General features: G+C 44.1%; 18 protein-coding genes. 5 read left to right on the top strand and 13 right to left on the bottom strand.

The features are described from left to right. Positions 1-18 precede the first annotated feature (18 nt). Both CWO27_RS18045 and CWO27_RS23625 read right to left on the bottom strand, forming a co-directional pair. Positions 19-717 (bottom strand): pseudouridine synthase, encoded by a 699-nt coding sequence (locus tag CWO27_RS18045; RefSeq protein WP_102478924.1) that lies wholly within the window; start codon positions 715-717, stop codon positions 19-21. Beyond that, on the bottom strand, positions 717-878 hold the full coding sequence (locus CWO27_RS23625) for a hypothetical protein (RefSeq protein WP_048664948.1): 162 nt from the start codon (positions 876-878) through the stop codon (positions 717-719). The genes CWO27_RS18045 and CWO27_RS23625 overlap by 1 nt, the downstream gene beginning before the upstream one ends. A gap of 209 nt (positions 879-1,087) precedes the next feature. Between CWO27_RS23625 and CWO27_RS18050 the strand changes: the two genes are divergently transcribed. Continuing rightward, entirely contained in the window at positions 1,088-1,489 is a 402-nt protein-coding gene (locus tag CWO27_RS18050; protein ID WP_055318759.1) for a YkgJ family cysteine cluster protein, read from the top strand. Between the two features lie 72 nt (positions 1,490-1,561). Here CWO27_RS18050 and CWO27_RS18055 read toward each other — a convergent pair whose 3' ends face one another. The 11 genes from CWO27_RS18055 to CWO27_RS18105 form a co-directional block, all read right to left on the bottom strand. Beyond that, entirely contained in the window at positions 1,562-1,963 is a 402-nt protein-coding gene (locus tag CWO27_RS18055; protein WP_102478930.1) for an NUDIX hydrolase, read from the bottom strand. A gap of 228 nt (positions 1,964-2,191) precedes the next feature. Further along, positions 2,192-2,572, bottom strand: coding sequence for an STAS/SEC14 domain-containing protein (locus CWO27_RS18060; protein ID WP_017080563.1), 381 nt, complete (start codon positions 2,570-2,572; stop codon positions 2,192-2,194). 112 nt (positions 2,573-2,684) lie between these two features. Next, positions 2,685-3,188, bottom strand: coding sequence for an HAD family hydrolase (locus CWO27_RS18065; protein WP_107899317.1), 504 nt, complete (start codon positions 3,186-3,188; stop codon positions 2,685-2,687). Positions 3,189-3,231: 43 nt separating this feature from the next. Beyond that, on the bottom strand, positions 3,232-3,732 hold the full coding sequence (locus tag CWO27_RS18070) for a GNAT family N-acetyltransferase (RefSeq protein WP_107899318.1): 501 nt from the start codon (positions 3,730-3,732) through the stop codon (positions 3,232-3,234). A 39-nt stretch (positions 3,733-3,771) separates the two neighbouring features. Continuing rightward, positions 3,772-4,716, bottom strand: coding sequence for a D-2-hydroxyacid dehydrogenase family protein (locus tag CWO27_RS18075; RefSeq protein WP_107899319.1), 945 nt, complete (start codon positions 4,714-4,716; stop codon positions 3,772-3,774). A 96-nt stretch (positions 4,717-4,812) separates the two neighbouring features. Further along, positions 4,813-5,277, bottom strand: coding sequence for an ASCH domain-containing protein (locus CWO27_RS18080; protein WP_107899320.1), 465 nt, complete (start codon positions 5,275-5,277; stop codon positions 4,813-4,815). A 243-nt stretch (positions 5,278-5,520) separates the two neighbouring features. Further along, complete coding sequence (gene glpQ / locus CWO27_RS18085; RefSeq protein WP_107899321.1) at positions 5,521-6,576, bottom strand: glycerophosphodiester phosphodiesterase; 1,056 nt, start codon at positions 6,574-6,576, stop codon at positions 5,521-5,523. Positions 6,577-6,653: 77 nt separating this feature from the next. Further along, positions 6,654-8,027: a glycerol-3-phosphate transporter gene (glpT, locus tag CWO27_RS18090; RefSeq protein ID WP_102479660.1), complete on the bottom strand. Its 1,374-nt coding sequence runs from the start codon at positions 8,025-8,027 to the stop codon at positions 6,654-6,656. Positions 8,028-8,534: 507 nt separating this feature from the next. Next, positions 8,535-8,789, bottom strand: a complete 255-nt coding sequence (locus CWO27_RS18095) for a DUF3297 family protein (RefSeq protein ID WP_017059204.1) — start codon at positions 8,787-8,789, stop codon at positions 8,535-8,537. A 240-nt stretch (positions 8,790-9,029) separates the two neighbouring features. Beyond that, entirely contained in the window at positions 9,030-9,464 is a 435-nt protein-coding gene (locus CWO27_RS18100) for a GNAT family N-acetyltransferase (protein ID WP_107899322.1), read from the bottom strand. 223 nt (positions 9,465-9,687) lie between these two features. Next, on the bottom strand, positions 9,688-10,818 hold the full coding sequence (locus CWO27_RS18105; RefSeq protein WP_107899323.1) for a PcfJ domain-containing protein: 1,131 nt from the start codon (positions 10,816-10,818) through the stop codon (positions 9,688-9,690). A 235-nt stretch (positions 10,819-11,053) separates the two neighbouring features. Here CWO27_RS18105 and CWO27_RS18110 point away from each other — a divergent pair, with 235 nt between their 5' ends. From CWO27_RS18110 to CWO27_RS18125, 4 genes are all read left to right on the top strand, one after another. Then, positions 11,054-11,476 (top strand): universal stress protein, encoded by a 423-nt coding sequence (locus CWO27_RS18110; protein ID WP_017063967.1) that lies wholly within the window; start codon positions 11,054-11,056, stop codon positions 11,474-11,476. Positions 11,477-11,668: 192 nt separating this feature from the next. Beyond that, positions 11,669-13,045 (top strand): DASH family cryptochrome, encoded by a 1,377-nt coding sequence (locus CWO27_RS18115; RefSeq protein WP_107899336.1) that lies wholly within the window; start codon positions 11,669-11,671, stop codon positions 13,043-13,045. After that, complete coding sequence (locus CWO27_RS18120) at positions 13,042-14,601, top strand: cryptochrome/photolyase family protein (protein ID WP_107899324.1); 1,560 nt, start codon at positions 13,042-13,044, stop codon at positions 14,599-14,601. The genes CWO27_RS18115 and CWO27_RS18120 overlap by 4 nt, the downstream gene beginning before the upstream one ends. Next, complete coding sequence (locus CWO27_RS18125) at positions 14,601-15,341, top strand: SDR family oxidoreductase (protein WP_048658630.1); 741 nt, start codon at positions 14,601-14,603, stop codon at positions 15,339-15,341. The genes CWO27_RS18120 and CWO27_RS18125 overlap by 1 nt, the downstream gene beginning before the upstream one ends. Positions 15,342-15,428 lie beyond the last annotated feature (87 nt).

Below are 15,428 nucleotides of genomic sequence, written 5' to 3' on the forward strand. Positions count from 1 at the left end.
GGCGTTTATTCAGAGCTCTTATTCAGAGCCTTGTTGAAATGAGTCGACTTCGGCTTTAGTTAGATAACGCCACTGGCCTGCTTCAACATCTAAACGAACATCACCAATCTGTTCACGGTGTAGGCCAACAACTCGATTCCCTACCGCAGCAAACATTCGTTTTACTTGATGAAACTTACCTTCTGTAATGGTCAACAGCACTTCTTTACTGTTAATCACTTCAAGCTCTGCCGGACGCGTCAGTTTTTGCTCGCCCTGCAATTGAATGCCCGCTTTGAACTTGTCAGCGACATCGTCTCTGATATCTCGTGACAATGTCACGCGATACGCCTTCTTACACGACTTGGTTGGCAGCGTAATGTTGAATGACCAGCGCCCATCATCGGTAATCAAAACTAAGCCTGTGGTGTCGGCATCTAAGCGGCCTGCGATGTGCAGTTCTGATGCTTTGTCTATCTCGATGTAGTTGAACAATGAAGGATAAACTTCATCGATATTGGAGCAAATAGTACCCGCTGGCTTGTGCATCAAAAGGTATCGAAATTCACGCAACTTAAGCGGTGTGCCATTCAACAAGATGGCGTTGCTTTCATGAACCTGAGTCGATTCATCGGTGACTGTTTCACTGTTTACGTTCACTTCGCCATTATGGATGCGTTCAATCGCTTCAGGCTTGGTTAGGTCAGTGCTTTTACATAGGTATTTATCAAGGCGCATTAATCGTCGGCACCACATTTAGCACAAGGCTTGTAAGTTCGTTCACCTTGCTCGATAACCACATAGCCACCAACACACTTGTCACATAGCGCCAACTTTGGATAAGCATCTTTCTGTTTCTTTGCGTTGATGTTGCCTTCGGTGGTGTATACGGTTCTCATTTTGATGCCTTTGCTTGAATTACGTGAGAGACGCAAATTGTATCACTTTTTACAGCTTTTATTGGAGTGGTGGTACATAGATAAATTGACTTTAAGCGCCGTAATTCCAAGCTCCCGCCCCGTAACGGCTTAACCATGAACAACAAAGTCAACGTGCCACGCCTATCAGTGGTAAAATGATAAAAGCTCACCAACTTATGAAGTCGATAATGAAAGATTGTAATCAATGCGGAAAATGCTGTATCAAATACGGAGATGGCGACCTTGCCGCGACTCAAGAAGAGATCGATTTGTGGGAGCTGTTCAACCCAGACATCTTTGAATATGTTCGAGGAAGCGAGATATGGTTCGACCCTGAATCTGGCGAACGTTTATCTCGCTGCCCTTTTCTGGAACTGGTTCCGACGAAAGACACCAAGGCTCAGGCCAAGTACACATGTAGTATTTACTTAGACCGTCCGGAAGATTGCCGACACTACCCAAGCCTGATTAATGAGATGGTACGAGATGAGTGTGAAATGATTGAGGTGGTGGATTTACAAGACACGAAGAAAGCTCAAAGGAAACTCGACCTGTTGATGAAAGACAGCCGCCCTTCAAGCTATTCGTAAGCGATGATCTTTTGAAGATCAATCTTCAGCATTAGCTAATATGTAATAATACAGCTAATATCAGCCAAAACCTTAAGCCAAATACTGGTTCGCTTCTAACCAATCAAGCGCAACCAGTGCTGCCAGTGAACATACCGCTCTGTCGTTGCCATCAACAAACTTAAGTTCTTCGATTTCAGCATCTGGAGACAGTTCGCCAGTATAATCAGCAAGGTAACAAGTCAATTGCACCGATACACCTTCCGCTTTACCATCAGCTTGACCTGTAAACGTCTCGACGTATTTGATGGAATCAGGCACTAAATCGACTGAGATCTCTTCTTTGATTTCGCGAAGCAATGCTTGCTCATCACTTTCGCCAGCTTCACGCTTACCACCCGGCAGGTAGAACAGTTCTTTGCCTTTGGATCTCACCATCAACAGCTTGCCGTCTTTGATGAATATCCAAGCCAGCTTATCAATTACCTTATGCATGTCGTTAGACCTTATTTCTGTTTTAGTTCTCGTTATTACTGAATCTAGCCACACCATTAGTCGCGACCAAACAAAGCCTGGGTATGTTACACGCTGCAATGAATATACTCTATTGAATCGAAGAGGAAATATCATTGCCAAACCGAAAAATGACAGCGTTCGAGACAATGCTCGTCAACTGTCATTGGCGTTGTTTACGGATTGCTTTCTAGTTGTTCGTAGATAGAATCAATCGACTAACCACTTAAGCGCAGAGTCATGGTCTTCGAATGACTTAATCTCACCAGACACAAACCAGCTCCCTACTTTTGAAGCGAATTCTTGCCAGCTTTTATCACCATAAATCGCGATTTTGTCTATCTTCGAATTGAGCTCTAATCCCAGTTTGAAATCATCCCAAGCAGCACGTAACTCCCAACCCGTTAAGGTGGAGATATCGACCAGCATCTTGAGTTTAGATGAATCGAGTTCTTCTAGCGTGGTTTTTAGAATTGGCATCATTGCTTGATAGTCATCGTGTGTGAGTTTGCCTTTCGCTTTGAACACAACAATGGTTTCACCGCTAACACGTTCAATTCCAACCGATATTCCGTGACGTTCGATACTCATAACCTAGCCCTCATAGTGGAAACTAGACTTAGCTTAGAGGATTAGACAGCAAAGAGATGAGAGATTGGCGTCAAAACAGACAAGCGCTTTATCTGAACTTAATATCAGAGAATTAATCGCGCTTCTCCAACAGTTCGCTTAGGCTTTTAACTTGCACGATACGTGGATGCTGTGACTTAACCTCAACTCCTTCCGTGTTCAACCACACCGCTTGCAAACCCGCTTCAAGTGCTGGGTAAATGTCTTTCTCTAGAGTGTCGCCTACCATGGTGATGTCTTGTGGTGCAACACCGAGCTTAGAAATGATGGCAGGATAGAACCCCGACTCGAACTTAGAAAAGCCAATGCTCGCCTTACAAAAGTAACCCAATATATATTGAGACAGGCCAACACGCTCAAAGGCACGAATTATGTCATCTTTACTGGAATCACCAGCATTGGTGGCAACGTAGACTTGATGATTTTTGGAGAGTTCAGCCAGTAATGCACGAGCACCACTCACTTCTTGTACGGTTTCCCAGTCGCACATCTTCCCTTGTGCGTCTGGGAAATCGACCATCAGCGTATTGCCCCAGTCGAATAAGACTATTTCTGTTAATTCGATTAGCTTTGTCATCTTGCCTCCTGCATACGATGAATTCTCTAGTGTTTAAGCGAGCCTATAAAAACTTCTCGATAAGGATCTCGTCAAAGTACTGGTCCCCAATCTTACCGTGTTTCTTAGCCATTCCGACGATTTCAAAACCTTGCTTAAGGTATACCGCTAACGCGCGCTCGTTGTCTGCTCTTACATAGGCGAACAGCTTTTCGTAACCTTTCGCTTTGGCTGCTTTAAATGTGTAATCAAACAACTGTTTTGCAACGCCTTGCCCACGGCTATTTGCATCAACATAAGTGCCAATAATACCAACGTGGTCAAAGGCCTTAGTGTAAGTAGCAAATGGTTCGACATTCTGAAAACCAAGTAACTGGTTGGTCGTTTCGTTGACTGCAACGCTAAACACACCACGTTTTGGGAACGACTCAATGAATCCCTTTTCTTCATCAACAGTAAAAGTCTGATCCAAGATCGTATAACGCGCTTCGATAATGATTGGATTCAATACATCAATAATGCCTTGTGCATCTTCTACCGCGACTTCTCTGATTGTTAAGCTCATACTTCCCTACCTTTTTATTGCTTTGGGCGGATTCTATCGCTATATGCCACCCTTTTGATAGGACAGAATGTTGTCGAAGGCGATATCGAAGTAGAGTTGGTAGCTATTTTGTTCAACATAGCCCAAATGTGGAGTCGCTGTGACGTTTGGTAGGGACAGTAGCGGTTCGGAGTCTGTTGTTACTGGCTCACAATCGAACACATCAATAGCCGCTGTTTTGGTCGGTACCTCGCGTAGTTCATGATACAGAGCCATCGGTTCGACTAACTCCGCGCGGCTGATGTTCACAAGCAGTGAGTCAGGCTTCATCAAGCTAAGGTCGTGTGCTGTAACACATCCTCTGGTGACACCATTCAAACGCAAATGCAAAGAAAGCACATCAACTTCTCGGAAGAAGTCTTGTTTGGTTGTTGCTGCTTCAAAACCATCTGCTTGCGCTTGATCACGTGAAGCTTGGCTACCCCACACTACGACAGACATCCCAAATGCTTGGGCATATAGTGCAATGCATTTGCCGATTTTTCCGTAGCCCCAAATACCTAGCTTTAAGCCCTTCAAAGTTCGACCTAACCCTAGCGAGCCAGAATCTTGCCACTGGTTTTGCTTAAGGTTTGAAGCGTAAGTGGGAATGTGGCGCGATGCAGCCATAATCAACGCCCAGCATAATTCAGAGGGTGCGACTGGCGAGCCTCGGCCTTCTAACACGGTAACACCAAATCGTTCGCACATTTGCGGGTCGATATGGTTACTCACTTTGCCCGTCTGGCTAATCAGCTTGAGGTTTGGGAGCTGCGATAACAAAGATTCGGTGATCTCAGTTCTTTCACGAATGAGCACAATGGCTTCAAACGAGACCAACTTAGCGACGAGATCTTGCTCTGAGTATGTCTCGGTAAATACCGTGACATCGTGTTGTTCGAGTTTTTTGAAGCAATCGAGGTCTTTAACGACGTTCTGGTAGTCATCCAATACCGCTATTTTCACATCACTCTCCTTGTGATTGTTAGTTATCTTGTATTGGTCAAATGAAGGCTAAAGTGCCATGCCTTCCGATTCAACACATCACGAACGGGGACTTCACTATTGATAAACCACTTTGAAACGCTCCAACATAAGTAACATGTCTTCACTTGGTGAGATCTTGAGCTCTTCACATTCACGAGAGAAGAAGTTCCAGTGCGCTTCTCGCCACCATTCAAGTGTTTTATCACCCTCGCCTTCAGCGGCAGCAAACTCAGCAGTAACTTCGTTGTATTTGCACTGTGAGACTGAAGTGATCTCTACAATGCAAACCGGTTTGCCATCCCAATCGGTGACGACTTGTAAATGCCCTACGACAGGCATCACTTCTCCTTCATGGCTGTACCAATATTCAAGGCTGCAAGACGCCTGTTTTTCACCCTTGAGGATTAACTGTGCGCAGAGATTGGCGTTGTATTCATCAGCACAGTAATAATCGGCACTAAAAGAGGTGTATTGCGAAGCAACGTCTGCTGGCAATGTGTTGAGGTAGCTATCAAGATAAGCTTTGCTTCTTTCTTCCATGATCTTTCCAAATTCAATATTAGGTTGAGCTGATAAACACTTATAGATTAAGCATCTGGCTGCATTGGGAGTAACCTATCAAGTCAGGTTATCGCTGTAAACCGAGTGAATATCAAAATGTGGGCTGAGAAAGAAGAATATGGATTGGATTTTAAGGCTGATACAGAAAGAGCTAAAAGCGTCTTTAGGCTGTGCTTTTAGCTCTGAATATCTCGTTACTAGTCGCTCGTAATTGGCAGGATACTAACGGTTCAAGAAGTCGACCGCTTTGTCTGGGAAGTCGGTAAACACACCATCGACTTTGACTTGGTTGTAGAAGACCTCCAACATGCCATCAAAGTTATCAGCATAAGCTGGGATTCTTCCCGGGTCGGCACGGAACGTGTACGGGTGAACATCTAAGCCCGCGTCTTTTGCTGACTTCATTAACGGTTTAATAATGATGTTATCTTTGGTCGATGCATCGTCTACCAACATTGGCTTCCAAGGACCTATTCCTTCCGCGTAAGTCGCCACTTTTTCCATGCCATCAGCTTCAAACATCCAGTCGTAACTGTACGGCGTTGCTTTGTCACCTTGGTACGTCATGGTTTCATTCCAATCTGTATAGGCTATCAACTGAACGAGCTTAAGATCCATTTCCATCGCAGGCATGAGCTCATCGTTAATGCGTTGAAGTTCATTGGCGTCGAAACACTGCAAATACACTTTGTCGTCTTTCGATAGGTAACCATATTGATGCAAGGTCGCAAGCACAGCTTTAGAGATGTCTTTGCCTTCGTGGCGATGGAACCAAGGTGCTTTGATTTCTGGGTAGATACCCACGTTATAACCAAGGGTCTTATTCAAGCCTTGGATCAGCTCGATTTCTTCAGCAAAGGTAGCGACACGGAAATCAGACTGCCACATTGGGAAGCGCGTTGGGTACCCTGCTACTCTTTTACCTTGTTCATCTAGGTTAAAGCCTTCGGTCACTTTCAGGGATTTGATCTCAGCAAGCGTAAAATCAATTGCGTAGTAACGGCCATCTGCACGAGCGCGTGTTGGAAAGCGATCCGCGACATCGGTGACTCGGTCTAGATAGTGATCATGCAAAACCACCAATTGGTCGTCTTTGGTCATCACGACATCTTGTTCGATGTAGTCAGGTTTCATCGCATAAGCGAGCGCTTTAGCGGGCAATGTGTGTTCAGGCAAATAACCAGAAGCACCGCGATGCGCAATCACTAAAGGATCGGCGAATACATTTGCAGATAAGCTTAGTGCTAATAAGGTCAGAGACAGTGACGTTGTTTTCATTATTGTTTTCCTTGATAAAACAGAAGCAGGATATACCTGCCTCTGTTGTTATTTATAGATGTGATTCAGTAAATACACTACTGAGCTAGCGCTTCTTTCTCTCGTTCGAGATCTTTTTGTTTATGGTGCGCACGCTCACCTAAGAAGGCGTAAAGCAGACAGATGATTGAAGCCACACAAGCGCCGACCAAAATAATGAAGCCGCCATCCCAACCGTAATGGTCAACCATAAAGCCGAGTATTGCGTTCGCAGCAACCGCGCCACCTAAGTAACCAAACAAACCAGTTAAACCAGCAGCTGTACCTGCTGCTTTCTTAGGTGCAAGTTCCAGTGCATACAAGCCGATCAGCATTACAGGGCCATAGATAAGGAAACCAATCGCAACCAATGCCAACATATCAATCGTTGGGTTACCCGCTGGATTTAACCAATATACCAACACAGCGAGTGTCACTAGAACCATGAACAAGATTCCTGCAGGTGCGCGTCGGCCTTTGAATAACTTATCTGAAATCCAACCACATAATAACGTGCCAGGAATACCAGCCCACTCATACAGGAAGTAAGCCCATGATGATTTATCTACTGAGAAGTCTTTTGCTTCTTTTAAATAAACCGGAGCCCAATCGAGTACGCCATAACGGATAAGGTAAACAAACGCGTTAGCAATCGCGATTGACCACAACAGCTTGTTAGAGAAAACGTACTTAAAGAAGATCTCTTTCGCCGTCATTTCTTTCTCATGAGACGTATCGTAGTCGTCTGGGTAATCGTCTTTGTGTTCTTCAATCGGTGGTAACCCACAAGATTGAGGCGTATCTCTTACGGTAAACCAAACAAAGATAGCAACGAGAGTGGCAAAAAATGCAGGAACATAAAAAGCGGTTCGCCAATCGTCGTTAAAAGCCCACAGCCCCAACAAGAACATTGGACCAATCAAACCGCCACCCACGTTGTGAGCAACGTTCCATACCGACACGATCTCACCACGTTCTTTACGTGACCACCAGTGAACCATGGTTCGCCCACAAGCTGGCCAACCCATACCTTGGAACCAACCATTTAAGAATAGCAGGATAAACATCGCAGTAATGCTGCCTGTAGCCCATGGCATAAAGCCGAAGCAGAACATCACCAGTGCCGACATTAACAAGCCGCCGCTGAGGAAATAACGAGGGTTTGAACGGTCAGAAACGCTACCCATTAAGAATTTAGATAAACCGTAAGCAATAGATACGGCTGCTAATGCCACCCCTAGCTCACCACGGCTGAAACCCTGTTCAATCAAGTAAGGCATTGCCAAACTGAAGTTTTTACGGACTAAGTAGTACCCCGCATAGCCAACGAAGATGCCGAGAAACAGCTGCCATCGTAGTCGTGTGTAGGTGCTATCGATCTTATCTGATGACAAGCGATCGATATGCGCCATAGGTTTGAATATTCCAAACATAGGAACCTCATAATTATTGGGCGAAGGAAGAATTAAAAATGCTCGAACGAAAAAAATTTACGCTCATTCGAAAACAGGAGGGATTGTATGTGCTTCAGGATTAATTTCTGTGATAGAGGTAGTTATTAACAAAAAATAACTTTAAATACAGCATATTAGTTTCATTTAATTAGACTGCGCTTCATATTTTTGTTGGTATCTGTTCAATTAAACATCAGAACTTTCGAGGGTAAATAAATCCAAAAAGAGCGAGCGAACATAAATCAACCAACAACAACTTTGTTATTACTGCAAATGCATAGTGAATAACAACAATTTTGGTTGAATCTGTGGAGTTATGAAGGTGGTTTGGGCTATCGATTAAAGAAGTTCGTCAAAATCAATGCAAACAAAAAGGGTCTAGATTTCTCTAGACCCTTTTAGGTAATAACGCTTGGTGGTTTTGTATTGGCTAATGAGACACACGTTAGCTAATTACACGAAGTATTAGCTCACCACACGAAATGATTATGCGTCGATGTAAAAAGCTTCTACAGTGCCTTTTAGAGTAATAAGCATTGGCTGACCAAAACGATCTAGCGCTTTTGGAGAAGGGATCTTAACCCAACCTTCGCTGATGCAGTATTCTTCAACATCAGTACGCTCTTTACCATTTAGACGAATGCCGATTGGGTATTCGAAACACTCAGCAACGTGGTGTGGGCTGCGTGGGTTACCTGCAAGATGATCTGGTAAAGCTGGTCTTGAATTAGTATCGCTCATGTTCATTACCTGTATGTACGTAAATAAAAAAAGTGCGTCATTCTAGTCAATATAGGCTTTGTGCTCAACAACTGCTGCAATAAATCGTCGTGATCGTTTTAATCGACAGCGAGTTGTTTGATTTAAAGGCGATATATGCATAATTTCAAACGAAAATTTAACAGAGTTATGAGGTGTGGATACAGCGAGCACTTCATTACTTGAAAAGCAGATACCACACAATAGGTTTTTATTGTGAGCCTATCGATTAAGCTCAATACTCATCACTTTATGGTTTGGCTCTGATTCGATGTCAACAACTGACCAACCTAGCCCTTGATAAAGTCCCATGACATTGGTGTAAGCGTAGAGTTGAGTTTGCACTGTAGAAGATACTTGTCTGACACCACGTTTAATCAATTCACTTGCAATACCTTGGCCACGCCATTGAGCATCAACATAAACAGCATTAATCCAAACCACATCCCGAACTTGATGAGGTTCCTGAAAATAGGAATACGCCAAACCACCAATGACCACATTATCGCGAAGTACTGTGATTACCGGAGGGAGATTTACGTTTTCTTCATAGGTGTCTTTAAACTTGAAACCCGACCATTCGCTTTGAAAAAAGCCTTCTAATTCACTCCAATAAGGAGAGCTTTCATCGCAATTTCTAAAGATCACTTTCTGCATTTTTTCCGTCCTTTGAAAAGGGTGATTTGGCCATCCTAGCCTTGGTTTATATCAGAGTCGATAAAGCTACTCTTCTTCGTCATAGTCGTCTGCAGGGTCTTGATTAATCTCTTCGCCGCATCCTAAGCACCACCTTGTAGATCCGTAGGCATCACAATAATCAAACCACAATTCGGGCAAAGATCGTCTTGTTGAAACATCCTGTATTCCTTCTACTTCATGGCTATTGCTTAGGATACTGTTGCTTACTCGCTTCTAACCAGTCGTGAATAACTTGGCGAGCGGATTCCGACGGCGGTGCATTTCGTTTTCCGCAGATTTGGTCGATTTCAAACGGAAATGCTTTGCTCGGAACGCGGCGTAAACCTATGGTTAAACGTTGAGGTTTGAGCATGCGGAACACCACATAACGATCGCTCATGATTCGATTGTGATACACACCAATACAGTGCTTCTGCTCTATACCTTCATGTTCAAGGTCGTAATAATCCGTGAGAGGATGAATATTGTCATTACCTAACAAAGGAACGGGATAAGGGATGTCTTTATCCATTAAGCGATTACCCTCCAAACGACGCAATTGACGTTGCTCCGTCCAGCGGTCATGAAGCTGTTCAAACATCGCAAAAGAGTTCTGACTAGTAATAGCGCGCAGAGGATCATCCATCTCTAAGTCTTGCCCTAGCAATATCGCATCTTGGAACATTGCCATCTTAGACGGTGCATTAAGTCTGCCCTCTTCCACCATTGCAATCCCTAGTCGACTGCCGGTTAGAAATGGATGAACTTGGTCCAAACGTAGGGCTGTGTATCCAACTTTTGAGTAATGCTTAAACTTAAGAACTCGTCTTTGCAGCGGTTCGAGAATACGAACAATGTGGTCAAGCTCATCACCAACATTGTAATGCAATTCTAGCTTGTCGATGAATTTGAGTGTCGCTTTACTGCTGTCTAAGCCCAACTTAGCAAGGATCTTCTTTTGCCCTAAGCGACTTAGTGCCAATGCTTTCTGATTATCGACGCTGTATTTCATGCAGATCAACGCCAGAATAACAGGCCTTAGTTCAAGTAGCTGTGCAGCTTCGTATGTGTTCGCAGCTAACCACAACATTTGGTATTGATACTCTGGAAAGTCGTCGGTGATTTCACGATAACGAGCAGGCAAGGATTCTAACCAGCGACCATTCACATCAAACTGCTCAACGAGGTTTAGGCTAAGCCCAATGCCCCCATCAAGTGGTCGTCTACCATCTTCGAACACATGAAAGCCGACGAGTTTTTGAGACCAATCTCGGATCTCAATATCGTAGTCGAAACCTAATGTTCGAGTGGGAATGGTTAGTAGTGCTGTCATTGATGCCTCTTCGTTATTGGCGCATTGAACTATCAAGCCTATCTAAGAGCATAAGCTAACGCTTCAACCACTATATCAACCTTTTGTAAATTTCTTATCAATCAAAGCGATATAAATACGATAGTGCTTAGAAGAACATTGAATGATAATTTTACGCAATATGAGATCTCTTCGATATCATTTGCTCTAACAAAAACTATGCTTGTTACATAACTCACAACAAGAGGCTTTAATTATGGATTACCGACATATTCTGGTCGCACTTGAACTGTCTGACGACACCAAGATTCTCATTGATAGAGCGACCTTCTTCGCTGATAAACTGGAGGCTGGCATTTCATTTGTTTATATCGATGGTACGCATGGAGAAATTTACCCAGAGCTCGTTGATATACAAGGAAATGATGGTGATTTACCGATCAATGAAGATGCCGTAAAGCATTTGAAAGAGTTTGAGGCGTACGCCAAGCACCCAATCAAGCACATTTTCGTGGGAACGGGTGATTTGAACGATAAGCTCAAAAATGCCATCGAAGCAAATGGCGTTGACCTATTGCTGTGTGGCCATCACCATGATTTTTGGCATAAGCTCATCTCCCATTCTAAACAGATCATCGATACTTCCCCTATCGATATTCTCGTTGTTCCTATGGAATAGAAGCTGCAGTTCGACACTTAAAAATAACCTGCATTGCCAACCTCTATCGGTATTATTGGTTGGCTTGATATCCTCTTCAACGCACTCATCCTGACCGAAATCTGCTATTTCCAACTTAGAGTAGTCATTTGTGATCTTGTCAGCCTATCAACTCGTAAGCGTCTAATAATTAACAAATCGCGAGTGGAAGTAATGAAAAAGATTGGTCTCTATCTTTTTACCAACGACTTAAGAATCAACGACAATGCGCTACTTTACCAAGCAAGCCAAATCGTCGATGAGCTTGTTTGTGTCGCTGTCGAACCAGTTCTGTCTCACTATTCTTCACAATTCGCTCAAGAAGAACAATATGGCGCTCCCCGCGCGGCTTTCATTTCACAGTCGATAAGCGACCTTGCAATTAACCTCAGCACGTTAGAACAAACACTTATCGTCCTAACACAAGGCCGAGACCACAGCGATAACGTAAAAGACTCGCTAATCGAAATGATCTCTGAACTAAACGTGACTCACTTATTTGCGAATGCTCACTGTGGCTATGACGAGCAAAAGCTAATGCAGTCAACGCTGACTGACTGCCCCAACTTAACTGCGATTCAATCTCATAACTCGCCTCTGTTTGAACTCGATGACTTCCCTTTCACGTTAGAAAAATTCCCCCGTTCGTTTACCAAATTCAGAAAACTCATTGAGCCTCTGGCTATAGATACACAAAGTTTGACCATAACCGATTTACCACCGGCACCAGACCTAACAAAAATGTCACACTGTAACTCCAAAGAAACCCTTTTCAAGATTGGCAACGTGGCACGAAACCACAGCCTCAAAGGCGGTGAAACATCGGGATTACTGCATCTCGAACACTACTTCTCACAGGATTACGCGAGCTGCTATAAACAGACAAGAAATGCACTGGACGGTATCGAAAACTCGACCAAGTTTTCACCGTGGCTCGCATTAGGTTGTGTCTCACCTAAAACAATATGCAGACACCTCACGCGATTTGAGTCGCATCATGGGCCCAACGATTCAACCTATTGGATCTATTTCGAGCTGTTGTGGCGTGAGTATTTTTATTGGAAGAGCATGTCGTTGAAGGCATCTCTATTTACGGGCTCATACACAAAACCCGTTACAGCAGAAAATATCACTCAATCGGCAAGCCTTAATTTTGCCAAATGGAAGAGCGGTAACACCAACTATCCGATTGTCGATGCATGTATGCGCCAACTTAATGCTACGGGCTACATGTCGAATCGCGGAAGGCAGTTAGCCGCAAGCTGTTTGATTTACGAGTTGGGCGTCGACTGGCAACATGGCGCAGCCTATTTCGAAAGCCAACTTGTCGACTATGACGTGGCGTCAAACTGGGGAAATTGGGCGTATATCGCAGGGGCTCTCAATAAACCAGCCCACAACAATCAAAATAACAACCATACACAGCCTAAATCCCGCCATTTTGATTTAGCCAAGCAAACTGAAATGTACGACCCAGACCATGCCTTCATTAATCAATGGACAGGCAGTAACGCAGTCTCAACAAGCCTCACAAACCAGGACGCATTATGAAATTTAAAACGGTAAGACTTGTATTAGGAGACCAACTAAACATAGAGCATTCATGGTTTCGACAGGTTGATGATGGCGTTGTTTACATGATTGCTGAGCTAAAACAAGAAACGGATTACGTCGCATCTCATATTCAAAAAGTGGCCGCATTTTTCTGTGCGATGGGTTACTTCGCTGACGAGCTGAGACAACAAGGCCATCAAGTACTTCACTTGACCTTAGATGACACAGCCCAATTTGAAAACCTAGATACACTTCTTAAGCACTATGTACACGAATTCGGCGCAGAGAAGTTTGAATATCAAAGGCCAGATGAATATCGCCTCTTAGAGCAGATGAACAAGCTCAAACTCACCAATGCAGCCAAAGGCTGTTGTGATACTGAACACTTCCTCTTTCCATTCGAAGAGATCGAACAACAGTTTCCGAAAGATAAGCGCATCATGATGGAACACTTCTATCGCCGAATGAGAAAGCGTTTCGACATTTTGCTAGAAGACGGAAAGCCCGTTGGTGGCAAATGGAATTACGACGCGAGCAATCGAAAGAAGCTCAGGAAGCAAGACATTGAAAAACTGCCTCAACCTCTGATGTTTACCAATGACATAACCGACATTTTGCAGCGAATAGAACGCCACCACGTACAAACCATTGGTCAAGTCGGCAACCAATTATTATGGCCAGTTAACCGCGCACAAAGTTTATCTCTGCTCGCTCATTTCTGCCAAGTCTGCTTACCGTTATTTGGGCACTTTCAAGATGCGATGACTACAGAACACGACTCTAGGTGGAGCTTGTATCACAGTCGTATTTCGTTCTCATTGAATAGCAAGATGCTCAACCCTAGAGAAGTCATTGATGCGGCACTCTCAGCTTATCACGCCTCTTCAAAGCAAGGCGCTACCACTATCGATATCGCACAGGTCGAAGGATTCATCCGTCAAATATTGGGGTGGCGAGAGTACATACGCGCCGTCTATTGGGCGAATATGCCTGCTTACGCCAACAAAAACCATTACTCAGCAAACAACAACCTGCCTCACTACTTTTGGGACGGACAGACCAAGATGAACTGCATGAAGCATGCGATTGATCAATCCCTTGAATTTGCTTACGCGCACCACATCCAAAGGTTAATGATCACTGGCAACTTCTGCTTAATCACAGGCATAGATCCTGACCAAGTCGACAGTTGGTACCTCGGCATATACGTCGATGCGATAGAATGGGTTGAAATGCCAAATACGCGAGGTATGGCACTGTTTGCGGATGGCGGGATCGTCGGAACCAAACCATACTCTGCCAGCGGTTCCTATATCAATCGCATGAGTGACTACTGCAAAGGCTGTCATTACCAAATAAAAGAGCGCAGTGGAGAGCAATCCTGCCCTTTCAATAGTTTGTATTGGCGCTTTATGAACCAACATCGCGATGAGTTAAACCGAAACCCACGCATGGGCATGCTATATCGCTCTTGGGACAATATGGACGAGCAAGAGCAACAAGCAATACTCGATACTGCAGAACAACGAATAACAAACTTGGAGAATTTATAATGGTTGAGCAACTCAGACTACACATATTGGTGGTTGGCGGAAGCGGCGGTATCGGCTTTGCTGTGGTTAAACACCTATTATCTGAGCTGTCTCGGTTTGATTTTCTTGATGTGCATGTAGACGCGACTTTCCACTCTCAACAGCCGGAACTTGAAAACAGTCGCTTGAACTGGCACAAAGTTGACGCCACCAAAGAAGCTGATATCAAACGTTTGAGTTCTGAGTTTGAACAACTTGATTGGTTGATAAACTGCGTGGGTATGCTTCACACTCCAGACCTTGGTCCGGAAAAGAACCTGGCGTCCATTGACCCTGAGTTTTTCCTGAAAAACATCTCAGTGAATACTCTGCCCAGCTTATTATTGGCAAAGTACTTCACACCTGTTCTTAAAACGAGCGACAATCCAAAGTTTGCCGTGGTTTCCGCAAAGGTCGGGAGCATTTCAGATAACCGATTAGGCGGCTGGTATAGCTATCGTTCGTCGAAAGCGGCGCTCAATATGTTTATCAAAACCATGTCGATTGAATGGCAACGCACCATTAAGAAAGGCACGGTGTTGGCGCTACACCCAGGCACAACAGATACAGCTCTGTCGAAGCCTTTCCAGACTAATGTCCCTGAAGGTAAGCTGTTTGAGTCGAGCTATGTCGCCCATCAATTGGTCGATATCATTCGCACTGCCACACCAGACAAAAGCGGGCACTTCTACGCTTACGATGGTGAACAGTTAAGTTGGTAGAAACCAATACCACTCGTCGTCTTTGATAAGTGCTAAAAAAGAAAACCCAACAGAGTGTTGCTCTATTGGGTTATTTTTTAGAAAGAA

The sequence above is a fragment of the Vibrio sp. 10N.286.51.C3 genome (assembly GCF_003050065.1).
GTDB classification, from domain to species: domain Bacteria; phylum Pseudomonadota; class Gammaproteobacteria; order Enterobacterales; family Vibrionaceae; genus Vibrio; species Vibrio crassostreae.

Coding starts and splice junctions, on each gene's coding strand:
- glpQ (WP_107899321.1), bottom strand. CDS start 6,576: ATGAAAACAACGTCACTGTCTCTGACCTTATTAGCACTAAGCTTATCT.
- CWO27_RS18055 (WP_102478930.1), bottom strand. CDS start 1,963: ATGCATAAGGTAATTGATAAGCTGGCTTGGATATTCATCAAAGACGGC.
- CWO27_RS18050 (WP_055318759.1), top strand. CDS start 1,088: ATGAAAGATTGTAATCAATGCGGAAAATGCTGTATCAAATACGGAGAT.
- CWO27_RS18110 (WP_017063967.1), top strand. CDS start 11,054: ATGGATTACCGACATATTCTGGTCGCACTTGAACTGTCTGACGACACC.
- glpT (WP_102479660.1), bottom strand. CDS start 8,027: ATGTTTGGAATATTCAAACCTATGGCGCATATCGATCGCTTGTCATCA.
- CWO27_RS18125 (WP_048658630.1), top strand. CDS start 14,601: ATGGTTGAGCAACTCAGACTACACATATTGGTGGTTGGCGGAAGCGGC.
- CWO27_RS18120 (WP_107899324.1), top strand. CDS start 13,042: ATGAAATTTAAAACGGTAAGACTTGTATTAGGAGACCAACTAAACATA.
- CWO27_RS18115 (WP_107899336.1), top strand. CDS start 11,669: ATGAAAAAGATTGGTCTCTATCTTTTTACCAACGACTTAAGAATCAAC.
- CWO27_RS18065 (WP_107899317.1), bottom strand. CDS start 3,188: ATGACAAAGCTAATCGAATTAACAGAAATAGTCTTATTCGACTGGGGC.
- CWO27_RS18070 (WP_107899318.1), bottom strand. CDS start 3,732: ATGAGCTTAACAATCAGAGAAGTCGCGGTAGAAGATGCACAAGGCATT.
- CWO27_RS18060 (WP_017080563.1), bottom strand. CDS start 2,572: ATGAGTATCGAACGTCACGGAATATCGGTTGGAATTGAACGTGTTAGC.
- CWO27_RS18105 (WP_107899323.1), bottom strand. CDS start 10,818: ATGACAGCACTACTAACCATTCCCACTCGAACATTAGGTTTCGACTAC.
- CWO27_RS18095 (WP_017059204.1), bottom strand. CDS start 8,789: ATGAGCGATACTAATTCAAGACCAGCTTTACCAGATCATCTTGCAGGT.
- CWO27_RS18080 (WP_107899320.1), bottom strand. CDS start 5,277: ATGGAAGAAAGAAGCAAAGCTTATCTTGATAGCTACCTCAACACATTG.
- CWO27_RS23625 (WP_048664948.1), bottom strand. CDS start 878: ATGAGAACCGTATACACCACCGAAGGCAACATCAACGCAAAGAAACAG.
- CWO27_RS18100 (WP_107899322.1), bottom strand. CDS start 9,464: ATGCAGAAAGTGATCTTTAGAAATTGCGATGAAAGCTCTCCTTATTGG.
- CWO27_RS18045 (WP_102478924.1), bottom strand. CDS start 717: ATGCGCCTTGATAAATACCTATGTAAAAGCACTGACCTAACCAAGCCT.